The 11,249-nt window shown below is 71.5% G+C and carries 10 protein-coding genes; 1 reads left to right on the plus strand and 9 read right to left on the minus strand.

From position 1 onward, the window contains the following. Window positions 1–4 precede the first annotated feature (4 nt). A complete protein-coding gene (gene hpnC, locus AB8Z75_RS09310; RefSeq protein ID WP_369200945.1) occupies window positions 5–988 on the minus strand; it encodes a squalene synthase HpnC in 984 nt (327 codons plus the stop codon). A gap of 228 nt (window positions 989–1,216) precedes the next feature. Then, window positions 1,217–1,924 (minus strand): TetR/AcrR family transcriptional regulator, encoded by a 708-nt coding sequence (locus AB8Z75_RS09315; RefSeq protein ID WP_369200946.1) that lies wholly within the window; start codon window positions 1,922–1,924, stop codon window positions 1,217–1,219. A gap of 121 nt (window positions 1,925–2,045) precedes the next feature. On the opposite strand from AB8Z75_RS09315, the gene AB8Z75_RS09320 reads away from it, so the two are divergent. Further along, a complete protein-coding gene (locus AB8Z75_RS09320; protein WP_369200947.1) occupies window positions 2,046–4,274 on the plus strand; it encodes an MMPL family transporter in 2,229 nt (742 codons plus the stop codon). Between the two features lie 85 nt (window positions 4,275–4,359). On the opposite strand, the gene AB8Z75_RS09325 is transcribed toward AB8Z75_RS09320, so the two are convergent. From AB8Z75_RS09325 to AB8Z75_RS09355, 7 genes are all read right to left on the minus strand, one after another. Next, on the minus strand, window positions 4,360–5,205 hold the full coding sequence (locus tag AB8Z75_RS09325; RefSeq protein WP_369200948.1) for an ABC transporter ATP-binding protein: 846 nt from the start codon (window positions 5,203–5,205) through the stop codon (window positions 4,360–4,362). Beyond that, window positions 5,192–6,133, minus strand: a complete 942-nt coding sequence (locus AB8Z75_RS09330; protein ID WP_369200949.1) for an ABC transporter permease — start codon at window positions 6,131–6,133, stop codon at window positions 5,192–5,194. Before AB8Z75_RS09330 ends, AB8Z75_RS09325 begins: the two co-directional genes overlap by 14 nt. Before the next feature lie 66 nt (window positions 6,134–6,199). Then, window positions 6,200–7,072 (minus strand): glycosyltransferase family 2 protein, encoded by an 873-nt coding sequence (locus AB8Z75_RS09335; RefSeq protein ID WP_369200955.1) that lies wholly within the window; start codon window positions 7,070–7,072, stop codon window positions 6,200–6,202. Window positions 7,073–7,104: 32 nt separating this feature from the next. Continuing rightward, a complete protein-coding gene (locus AB8Z75_RS09340; protein WP_369200950.1) occupies window positions 7,105–7,884 on the minus strand; it encodes a CDP-alcohol phosphatidyltransferase family protein in 780 nt (259 codons plus the stop codon). After that, window positions 7,862–8,923, minus strand: a complete 1,062-nt coding sequence (locus tag AB8Z75_RS09345; protein WP_242756034.1) for an iron-containing alcohol dehydrogenase family protein — start codon at window positions 8,921–8,923, stop codon at window positions 7,862–7,864. The genes AB8Z75_RS09340 and AB8Z75_RS09345 overlap by 23 nt, the downstream gene beginning before the upstream one ends. Further along, entirely contained in the window at window positions 8,911–9,663 is a 753-nt protein-coding gene (locus AB8Z75_RS09350; RefSeq protein ID WP_369200951.1) for a sugar phosphate nucleotidyltransferase, read from the minus strand. The genes AB8Z75_RS09345 and AB8Z75_RS09350 overlap by 13 nt, the downstream gene beginning before the upstream one ends. Further along, a partial coding sequence (locus tag AB8Z75_RS09355; protein WP_369200952.1) for a DUF5941 domain-containing protein occupies window positions 9,660–11,249 on the minus strand: 1,590 nt, incomplete at its 5' end. The genes AB8Z75_RS09350 and AB8Z75_RS09355, both read right to left, overlap by 4 nt.

Here is an 11,249-nt window from a genome sequence, read left to right on the forward strand (position 1 = left end):
CCGGTCACCCCTCTCCTCGCAGACTCGCCCAGGACTCGCGCAGCACGCTCGCGGCGCCCGCCCGGGGAGCCCCTGCCAGTACGTCGTACCGTGCGGCCCGCAGCGCTCCGACCGCCGCCCGGCCACCGCCGGTGAATCCGGCGAGCAGCAGCCTGAGCCTGCCGTGGACGCTGCGCACCAGCGGTGTGCCCTCGTCCAGCAGGCCCAGCGCCCGGTCGGCCTCGAAGGCGACCAGGGCGCGTACGGAGGCGTTCGCGGTGGGGGCCGCCAGGTCCGACTCGCTGACGTGGAAGCGGTCCATGTCCTCGGCCGGCAGATAGATCCGGTCGCGGGCCAGGTCCTCGGCGACGTCCTGGAGGTGTTCGACGATCTGCAGCCCGGTGCAGACCGCGTCGGAGCGGCGCACCCGCTCGGGCGTCGAGGTGCCGGTGAGGGCCAGGACGAGGTGGCCGACGGGGTTGGCCGACAGCTCGCAGTAGGCCAGCAGTTCGGCGTAGGTGGCGTAGCGGCGGACCTTCTGGTCCTGCCGGTTGGCCTCGACCAGGGCGAGGAACGGCTCGGGGGTCAGGCCTCGGCGACGGACGGTGGGCACCAGGGCGCGCAGCAGCGGATGGCCGGGCTCACGCGCCGCGGCGGCGGTACGCGCACGACCTGCGGAGCCCGCGGAGCCCGTACGACCCGCGGGACTCGCGAAACCCGCGGAACCCGCGGAACCCGTGAAGACACGGTGAAGGTCGGATTCGAACGCGTCGAGCATGGCCAGCGGGTCGCCTGCCTGTTCGGGCGCCAGGCCGAGGGCGACGGCGTGCTCGGCACCGAAGGTCAGGTCGCTGTCGCCGATGTCGTCGACCAGGCGGGCGAATCCGTAGACGGCCATCAGGTCGTCCCGCCACTCGCGGGGAAGAAAGCGCGGCGCCACCGGGAAGTTCTCCGCCTTGGCCTTGGAGAGCACCGCGCTCGCGTGCGCGTCCTCCTCCGCGGTCACCACGTGCTGCCCATGGCCATTGCCGTCACATCTCCGTTTCTACACCGCCGCGCCAGAACATCCTATTTCGGACACGCCGCACGCGCTGGCCTGCGGAAGCAGCCCGTGGCACAGCTCGGCCAGGGCCGACTCGCCCGACTTACCGCGCATCAGCACCGAAACAGCTTACGCCGTACATCAATCCCCCGTGCGGTGGGTCACCATCCCGGTCCTGACATTCGTGATCACCCCTCAGGGGGACATCAGACCGGCGATGATGTCGCCCAGGGCTCGGTCGATGACGTAGGCGGACTCCTCGTCCGTCAGCGTGCCGAGGGGACCGTCGAGGAAGAGCATGGCCACCCCGTGCACCATGGCCCAGGCGCTCAGCTCGGCCCCGGGCCGGCGCTCCGGTGCGATCAGGCCGGCCGTGACGGCGTCGTCCAGCGTCTCGGTGAGCAGCTCGAAGGAGCGGGTCTCCCAGCCCGGCTGCCCCCCGTCTGCGTCGGCGAGGCCCCCTTCATCGGTGATGCCGACGGCACCGAGGACCTTGCGGCAGAAGGCCGTGCGGTAGAGGCCGGGCTCCTCCCGCGCGAAGCGCACGTAGCCGCGTCCGAGCGCCATCATGCGGTCCTTGGCCGCCTGCGGGCCCGCGCCCTCGTTCGCGCGGCCGACCGACTCCATGCAGGCGACCAGGCGCTGCTGGCCGTACTCCTTGACGGCGCCCAGCAGATCGCTCTGGCCCTCGAAGTGGCGGTAGGCGGCGGTGGCGGAGACGCCGACCTTGCGGGCGGCGGCGCGCAGCACCACGGCGTCCGGGCCGCCTTCGGCAGCCAGTTCGATGGCGGCCCGGATCAACGCGTTGCGCAGGTCGCCGTGGTGGTAGCGGCCCTCCTTGCCGCCGCTCGCCCTGGCCTTGCCGGTGGCCACCCGCCCTGTCGCTGCACTGTTCGCCTCCATGGCGTCCATCCTGCCCGATGTTGACGGGGATAACATTCGTCGTCATCATCATGTTGACGGCGTCAACATCGGCGGACCGCCGCCCGCCACCGCACCGCCCACATCCACCGGGGGGAACCACGTGCTCGACCGCACAGCCGACTTCACCCACCGCAGGGCACGCACCGTGCTCCTGCTCGCCCTGCTGGCGGTGGTGGCCCTCGCCGCCGTCGGCTTCGGCACCTTCGGCAAGCTGAAAGGCGGCGGATTCGACGATCCCGCCTCGCCCTCCTCACGGGCCGCCGCACTGATCGAGGAGAAGTTCGGCGGCGAGAACAACCTCGTCCTGCTCGTGTCCGCCAAGGACGGCGACCTGGACGCGCCCGCCGTCGAACAGGCCGGGGAGAAGCTGACCCGCGGCCTGCGCGCCGAGCCGGGCGTCTCCCAGGTGACCTCCTACTGGGCTCCCGGGAGCTCGGCGCTCACCTCACGCGACGCCGACCGCGCCCTCGTACTCGCCCACATGGACGACGCCGACACCGAACGGATCACCGAGGTGACCGACGAGTGGACCGGCGAGAAGGGCCCGGTCCGCGTCCAGGCGGGCGGCCCGGCCGCGCTGAACGGCGACATCACCACGCAGGTCTCCGAGGACCTCGCGCTGGCCGAGGCCATCGCCGTCCCCGTGACGCTCGTCCTGCTGATCATCGCCTTCGGCAGCCTCGTCGCGGCCCTGCTGCCCCTGGCCATCGGGATCGTGGCCATCCTGGGCACCTTCGCCGAGCTGTACGTCCTGGGCAGCATCACAAACGTCTCCGTCTTCGTCGTCAACCTCACCACGGCGCTCGGCCTGGGGCTTGGCATCGACTACGGGCTGCTGCTGGTCAGCCGGTTCCGCGAGCGGCTCGGCGCGGGCGACGAGACGGCGCAGGCACTGCGCACGACCGTGCGCACAGCGGGGCGCACCATCCTCTTCTCCGCCGCCACCGTGATCGCCGCACTCGCCGCGCTGCTGCTGTTCCCCCCGTTCTTCCTGCGCTCCTTCGCGTACGCGGGCATCGGGGTGGTGGCCATCGCCGCACTGGCCGCGCTGCTGATCGTCCCCGCCCTGCTGGCGGTGCTCGGCGAGCGGGTCAACAAGGGGCGGCTGCCGTGGGCCGACGCCGTACGCCGCCCCGAGGCCCCGCTGTGGCGGAGGGTGGCGGCCACCGTCATGCGGCGGCCTGCGCTGACAGGCCTGCCGGTGCTGGCCGTCCTGCTGCTGGCCGCGAGCCCGCTGCTGGGCGCCACGTTCGGCTCCCCCGACGAGCGGGTGCTGCCCGAGACCGCCGAGAGCCGCCAGGTCTCCACCGTGCTCCAGCAGGACTTCGCGGGCAACGACGCCGCGAGCATCGCCCTGGTCACCGAGGAGAGCGCCGGAAAGCGGGCCGTCGCCCGGTACGCCGCCGACGTCTCCAAGCTGGAGGGCGTCGTCCGCGTCAGGAGCGCCACCGGCACCTGGGCCGAAGGGCACGCCGTGCGCAAGCCCGACGCCTCGGCCGCGTCCTTCGAGCGCGACGGCATCCACCGGCTGACCGTCACCACGAAGACCACCCCCGCCTCGGACGCGGCGGCCGACCTCGTCCGCGACATCCGCGCCATGCCGGGCCCCGACGGTGCCCACGTGCTCGTCGGCGGCCAGGACGCGGCGCTCATCGACTCCAAGACCGCCCTCGCCGACAAGCTGCCCGCGGCCGTGCTGTGGGTCCTCGGCTCGACGTTCGTGCTGCTGTTCCTGTTCACCGGCAGCGTCGTCCAGCCGCTGCGGGCCCTGGTGCTGAACGCGATCAGCCTGACGGCGGCCATCGGCGCCATGGTCTGGGTCTTCCAGGACGGCCACCTGTCCTCGGTGCTGGGCTTCACCGCGATGCCGATGGACACCTCCATGACGGTGCTGATGTTCTGCATCGTCTTCGGGCTGTCCATGGACTACGAGGTCTTCGTGACCAGCCGCATCAAGGAACTGCACGACGCGGGCACCGACGACCGGGAGGCCGTGGCCGGCGGTCTCTCCCGCACCGGACGCCTCGTCACCATGGCGGCGGGGCTGCTGGCGGTCAGCTTCTTCGCCTTCACCACCAGCGGGATCTCCTTCCTGCAGATGTTCGGTCTCGGCAGCGGGCTCGCCATCCTGATCGACGCCGTCGCCGTGCGCGGCGTGCTCGTACCGGCCGCCATGCGGCTGCTGGGACGCGCCGCCTGGTACGCGCCCGGGCCGCTGCGGCGGCTCCACGCCAAGGTCGGGCTGAGTGAGGCGGGTCCTGGCGGGACGGCCGAGGACGGCTCCAAGACCGCGGAAGAGGACCGGGAGCCGGTGCACTCGGGGGTGTGAACCGGCTCCCCCGAACGGCGAGTGGCCCGCGTCCCCGGCCGGGGACGCGGGCCACTCGCCGTTCGGCGCGCCGCTGGACAGCGAGCTACTTGCTGGTGAACTTCTCGTACTCCTTGAGGACCTCGTCGGTGGGCCCGTCGAGGAGAAGCTCGCCCTTCTCCAGCCACAGCACCCGTTCGCAGGTGTCGCGGATGGACTTGTTGTTGTGGCTGACGAGGAAGACGGTCCCGGCCTCCTTGCGCAGCTCGCGGATGCGGGCCTCGGAGCGCTTCTGGAACTTCTTGTCGCCGGTGGCCAGCGCCTCGTCGATCATGAGGACGTCGTGGTTCTTGGCCGCGGCGATCGAGAAGCGCAGCCTGGCCGCCATACCGGAGGAGTAGGTGCGCATCGGCAGGGTGATGAAGTCGCCCTTCTCGTTGATCCCGGAGAAGTCGACAATGCCCTGGTAGCGGTGCTGCACCTCCTCGCGGGACATGCCCATCGCCAGGCCGCCGAGGACGACGTTCCGCTCGCCCGTCAGGTCGTTCATCATCGCCGCGTTCACGCCCAGCAGCGAGGGCTGCCCGTCGGTGTAGACGCGGCCCCGCTCGGCCGGCAGCAGCCCCGCGACGGCCTTCAGCAGCGTGGACTTGCCGGAGCCGTTGGAGCCGATCAGGCCGATGGCCTGGCCGCGGTAGGCGGTGAAGCTGACGCCCCGCACCGCGTGCACCTCGCGCATGCCGCCGCCCGGCTTGCGGCGGATGATCCGGTTGAGCGCCGCGGTGGCGCTGCCCTTGCCCTTGGCGCCGCCGTAGACGCGGTAGACGATGTGCAGGTCCTCGGCGACGACGGTCGGCACCCACGGGGCCGGGGTCTGCTCGGCCTGGGCCTCGGTCTTCGTACCGGACTCGGCGGACGCTCCGCTGCGCTCGGTTTGCTCAGCCACGGCCATAACGCTCCTCCGCCTTCCAGAAGAAAACAAATCCGCCGATGCCGATCACGACCGCCCAGACGACCGCGAGCGGCCAGGCCAGCGGCGACATGTCGGAAGCCGCGTACTCGTCGATGAACGCGTACCGCATCAGGTCCATGTAGACCGTGGCCGGGTTGCCCTGCATCACGTCGACCAGCCAGTCCGGCGCGTTGTGCTTGGTGAGCATGTACGGCAGGGAGAACATCACGCCCGAGGCGTACAGCCAGGTGCGGGTGATGAACGGCATCAGCTGCGCCAGGTCGGGGGTCTTGCTGCCCAGCCGCGCCATGATCAGCGCGAGGCCGGTGTTGAAGACGAACTGGCAGACCAGGACCGGGATGATCAGCAGCCACGAGAGACCGGGCAGCTCGCGGAAGCCCAGCAGGATGACGACCAGGACGATCATCGAGAACAGCAGCTGCTGGAGCTGCTGGAGCGAGATCGAGATGGGCAGCGAGGCGCGCGGGAAGTGCAGCGCCCGCACCAGCCCCAGGTTCGAGGAGATCGCCCGCACCCCGTTGAGCACCGAGGTCTGGGTGAAGGTGAAGACGAACACCCCGGTGACCAGGAACGGGATGTAGCGGTTCTGCCCGCCGGGGATCCCCTCGCGGCCGCCCATGATGATGCCGAAGATGAGGAAGTAGACCGCCGCGTTCAGCAGCGGGGTGGCGACCTGCCACAGCTGGCCCAGCTTGGCCTGGCTGTACTGCGCCGTCAGCTTCGCCCGGGAGAAGGCGAGGATGAAGTGCCGCCGCGCCCACAGCTGCCGCACGTACTCGGGCAGCGTGGGGCGCGCCCCGCTCACCGACAGGCCGTACTTGGCCGCGAGTTCGGCCGGGGTCAGACCGTCGTCCGGTGACGGCGGGGGCGTCACACCAACGGCACTGTCGTGGGTTGTCTCGCTCACGATGGAAACTTTCGTCCTCACACTGCGCAGGTGTTTGGGAGCCGATGCTCTCAAAGGGAGAGCTTGTCAGATCACGGGCGGGCGTCCGAGCCGCGTCAGACGCCATACCGTACGCCACCGCATGGGGCGGCGGGGGCCCGCGGGTGTCGTCCAGCCCTCCTTGAAGCCGCCGAGCCACGCCTTCAGCGCCGGCATGGAGGGGCGGCGGGCCAGGGTCAGCAGCAGCCAGACGCCCAGATAGACGGGGACGAGGGGGGCCGGAAGGTTGCGGCGGGCGAGCCAGACCCGGTTGCGGGCCACCATGCGGTGGTAGACCGCGTGCCTGCTGGGCGCCGTGGTGGGGTGGTGCAGCACCATGTCGGCGCGGTACTCGATGCCCCAGCCCGCGTCCAGCGCACGCCAGGCCAGGTCGGTCTCCTCGTGGGCGTAGAAGAACTCGTCGGGGAGACCGCCGACTTGGGCCAGTACGCGGGTGCGGGCGGCGTTGGCGCCACCGAGGAAGGTGGTCACCTTCGAGGAGCGCATCGGGTCGGAGGCCCGCAGCCGGGGCACGTGGCGGCGCTGGGTCACACCCGTGTCCGGGTCGGCGATGCGGAAGCTGATGATGCCGAGACCCGGATCGGCCGCGAAGGCCTCGCGCACCAGTTCGGCCGTGTCGGCCGAGGGAAGCAGCCCGTCGTCGTCCAGGAAGAGCAGCGCGTCCACCTCGCGGCCCGAGGGCCCGAACGCCTCGATGCCGACGTTGCGGCCCCCGGGAATCCCGAGGTTCTCCTCCAGCTCGACCGTGCGGACACCGTCGGGCAGCTCGGGCAGCGGCGCGCCGTTGCCGACGACCACCACCTCGATCTTCTCGCCGTCCTGCTTGGCCACCGAGTCGAGCAGCGCGCGCAGCTCCTCGGGGCGGTTGCCCATGGTCAGCACCACGGCGCCCAGTCGCATCGTCCCTGCGTCCCGCGTCACTTCGCCTCCTGTCACTTCAGCCTGCTGGAGGCGAGGATGGACACCAGGTGCAGCAGCGTCTGGAGGACCGCGATGCCCGCCAGGACGGCGACGCCCAGCCGGGAGAAGAACAGGTCCCCGCGGATCTGGTCCACGACCGCCAGCACCAGGATCAGCAGCGACGCCTCGATGCCGAGGACCAGCCGGTGGAACTTCAGCGCCGCCGCGGCCCTGCGGGCCAGCGCCATCCCGGACGAGCGCGGCTCGGACGCCGACTCCTTGACCGGCGGCAGCCCGCCCTGGTGCCGGGCGACACCGACCAGGTCGGACTCCGCCTTGATCACGATGGCGCCGAGCGCGGCCAGGGTGCCCAGGAAGGCCCACAGCCAGTCGATCCGTCCGCTCCCCCACAGGTCGGCGGCGCGCAGGCCGAAGCCGACCAGCACCGCCGCGTCGCACAGGTAGGCGCCGACCCGGTCCAGGTAGACCCCGCCCAGCGAGAACTGCTTCTTCCAGCGGGCCACCTCGCCGTCGACGCAGTCGAGCAGCAGGTACAGCTGGACCATCAGCACGCCGAGCACGGCCCCGGCGATCCCGGGCACCAGCAGCGCGGGCAGCGCCAGGACGCCGGCGAGCGTCATCACGTACGTCAGCTGGTTGGGCGTGACCCGGGTGTTCACCAGGTGCCGGTCCACCCGCAGCGAGATCTCGCGCATGTAGAGCCGGCCGGCCCAGTGCTCACCGCTGCGCCGGTCCTTCACACCCTCGGGGTGAACGACCGGCCGCAGCTCAGCTACCGATGGTTTGTGCATAGTCCGCGTACGCGTCCCTGATCTGGTCGGTGGACAGGTCGAGGTGTTCGAGGATCGTGTAGCGCCCGGGGCGGGTCTGCGGTGCGTACGCGACGGCCTCGACGAACTCGTCGCGGTCGAAGCCGATGTCCGCGGGCAGCACCGGCAGCCTGTGCCGGCGCAGCACCTCGACCATCAGCTTGGCCGTGTCCTTGTCCCCCCGCAGGTAGGTGGCGAAGGCGGCGCCGAGTCCGCACTGCTCGCCGTGGGGCGCGGCCCGCTTGGGGTAGAGCAGGTCGAAGGCGTGGTTGATCTCGTGGCAGGCGCCCGACGCGGGACGGCTGTCGCCCGCGACCGACATCGAGATGCCGGTGAGCACCAGGCCCTCGGCCAGCACCTGGAGGAAGCCGTCGTCGCTGACGTCCCCGGGGTGGTGCAGGATCGCTTCTCCCGCCTGACGGGCCATGGCGGCGGCGAGCCCGTCGATGGCCTCGCCGCGCTGCTCGTGCCCGAGCTCCCAGTCCTTGACCGCGGAGATGTTGGAGATCACGTCGCCGATGCCGGAGCGGATGTAGCGCTCGGGCGCCTCGCGGATGACGTCGAGGTCGATGACGACGGCGATCGGGTTGGGCACCCCGTAGGAGCCGCGGCCCGCGTCGTTGTCGAGGGTGGCGACCGGCGAGCACAGGCCGTCGTGCGACAGGTTCGTGGCGACGGCGACCAGCGGCAGCCCGATGCGGGCCGCCGCGTACTTCGCACAGTCGATGATCTTGCCGCCGCCGAGCCCGACCACCGCGTCGTAGCGCCCCGACTTCATCGCGTCGGCGAGCTTGATCGCGTCGTCCAGGGTGCCGCCGCCGACCTCGTACCAGGAGGCGTTGGGCAGCAGCGGCGCGAACCGGTCGCGCAGCGCCGCGCCCGAGCCGCCGCTGATCGCGAAGGCGAGCTTGCCGTTGGTGGAGATCCGCTGATCGGCCAACAGGCCCGCCAGGTCGTCCAGAGCGCCGCGGGAGATGTCCACGACGACCGGCGACGGAATGAGGCGGGTCAGTACTGGCATGCGATCTCCCGGCCCTTGGCGAGGTCGTCGTGGTTGTCGATCTCGACCCACTTGACGTCGCCGATCGGGGCGATGTCGACCGTGAAGCCGCGGTTGACCAGCTCCTGGTAGCCGTCCTCGTAGTAGAGCTGCGGGTCCTTCTCGAAGGTGGCCTTGAGCGCGTCGGCCAGCTCGGCGCCCGCCTCGGCCTCGATGAGGGTCAGCCCGATGTACTCGCCGGTGGCCTCGGCCGGGTCCATCAGCTTGGTGATCTTCTGGACGCCCTTCTCCGGGTCGACGACGACCTTCATCTCCTCGTCGGCCAGGTCCTTGACGGTGTCGAGCGCCAGGATGATCTTCTGGCCGTTGCCGCGCGCGTCCAGCAGCGTCTTCTCGACGGAGACGGGGTGCACGGTGTCGCCGTTGGCCAGCAGCACGCCCTCCTTGAAGACCTCACGGGCGCAGTAGAGGGAGTAGGCGTTGTTCCACTCCTCGGCCTTGTCGTTGTCGATCAGGGTGAGCTTGACGCCGTGCTTGGCCTCCAGCTCGGCCTGCCGCTCGTAGACGGCCTCCTTGCGGTAGCCCACGACGACCGCGACGTCGGTGAGACCGACCTCGGCGAAGTTGGCCAGGGCGATGTCGAGGACGGTGGTCGCTTCCCCCTCCTCTCCAGGGCCCACGGGCACCAGGGCCTTGGGCAGTGTGTCGGTGTAGGGGCGCAGACGCCGTCCGGCGCCGGCGGCCAGCACGAGGCCGATCATGCGGGTTCTCCTGTTTCGTCGTGTACTGCGGGTGCTTGCGAGGACACCCAGAAACGGATGCTCTCGGCGAGCACCAGGACCGCGATGACCACGGCGAGCGCGGTCAGCGCGAAGAGGAAGCCCTCGGGGTGCCCGCCGCCCAGCCAGAGGGCGGCGACGACGGCGACCACCAGGGTCCGTCCTTCGTGCCCCCCGACCGCCCGCACCAGCCAGTGCGGAGGCGCTCCGGTGCCACCGCGGATGCGGTACACCGTGTCGTAGTGATGGTAGGCGAGAGCCGCGACCAGCCCGAAGGCCGCGGGAAGCGCGCCGTCGGCCTCGGAGCGTGCGGCCAGCACCAGGATCGTGCCGTATTCCGCGATGCGGAAGATCGGGGGCAGCAGCCAGTCGAGCGGGCCCTTGAGCGGCCGGGCGAGCACCACGCCCGAGCACAGCGCGTACCCGGCGGCTGCCACGACCGGCCAGTAGCTGCCCAGCGGCGTGGCCCACGCGGTGGCCAGGATCACGGCGCCGCCCAGCAGGGCGAGCGCGGGCGCGCCGAGGCTGGGAAGGCGTACCGGGCGCAGTGCCCGGGCGGCGAGCTCGGCGAGCGGGCCGCTGTCGGTGAGGGCGCGTACCCCCTCGGCGGCGCGGTCGGTGCGGGCCCTGCGGCGCACGGAGCGCAGCAGCCGCCCCGCGGTCGTGTAACAGGCGGCGAAGGCGCCCGCGACCAGCAGCACGATGAACGTGACGCGCGGCGTGGTGGCGGCCGTCAGGACGGCGATGAGGGCCCAGCGCTCGCCGATGGGCAGCACTATCATCCGGCGCACCCACACCGTCCAGCCGGCGGAGTCCAGCCGCTGGGAGAGCACGGCCGTGGGGCTGCTGTTGGCGGAGTCGTCGTGGCTGGCCTCGTTGAAGGAGAAGTCGACGGTGTGCCGCGCGGTCATCAGCAGCATGGCGCCGAGCGCCAGCGCCCACACGTCATCGCCGCCGCGGGAGGCGCCCAGCGCCAGGCCCGCGTAGTAGGAGTACTCCTTGGCGCGGTCGAAGGTGGCGTCCAGCCAGGCGCCCAGCTTGGAGTACTGGAGGTCGTAGCGGGCGAGCTGGCCGTCGGCGGCGTCCAGGACGAACGAGGCGATCAGCAGCACGCCGGCCGCCACGAAGCCCCACCGCTCCCCCGTGGCCGCGCAGGCGGCGGCGATCAGCGCGGTGACGAGCGAGGCGGTGGTGACCTGGTTGGGGGACAGCCCCCGGCGGGCGCACCAGCGGGCGACGTAGCGGGAGTAAGGACTGATGCAGAAGGTGGTGAAGAAGCCGTCGCGGGACTTGACCGCGGAGCGCAGCCGTACCTGCTCGTCGTCCACGGCGGCGACGGCCCGCCCACGCTCCTGACGCTCCGCGTCGTCCGCGGGCACGGCCGCGACCAGCACGCCCAGCTCGGGACGGTGCACCTCGACCCCGGCGGCCTCCAGCGCGCGGGCCGCCTCGTCGGGGTCGAGGTGCACCGTCCCGAGCTGGGCGTGCTGGTCGCGGCCGTGCCCGCGGACGACGCGGAGCGTCAGGAGCGTGGGCGGGCCGTCGCCGCCGTGGACGACGAGCAGGTA

Source organism: Streptomyces sp. PU-14G (assembly GCF_041028275.1).
GTDB lineage: Bacteria > Actinomycetota > Actinomycetes > Streptomycetales > Streptomycetaceae > Streptomyces.

Coding starts and splice junctions, on each gene's coding strand:
- AB8Z75_RS09345 (WP_242756034.1), bottom strand. CDS start 8,923: ATGCCAGTACTGACCCGCCTCATTCCGTCGCCGGTCGTCGTGGACATC.
- AB8Z75_RS09350 (WP_369200951.1), bottom strand. CDS start 9,663: ATGATCGGCCTCGTGCTGGCCGCCGGCGCCGGACGGCGTCTGCGCCCC.
- AB8Z75_RS09340 (WP_369200950.1), bottom strand. CDS start 7,884: ATGCACAAACCATCGGTAGCTGAGCTGCGGCCGGTCGTTCACCCCGAG.
- AB8Z75_RS09315 (WP_369200946.1), bottom strand. CDS start 1,924: ATGGAGGCGAACAGTGCAGCGACAGGGCGGGTGGCCACCGGCAAGGCC.
- AB8Z75_RS09335 (WP_369200955.1), bottom strand. CDS start 7,072: ATGCGACTGGGCGCCGTGGTGCTGACCATGGGCAACCGCCCCGAGGAG.
- AB8Z75_RS09325 (WP_369200948.1), bottom strand. CDS start 5,205: ATGGCCGTGGCTGAGCAAACCGAGCGCAGCGGAGCGTCCGCCGAGTCC.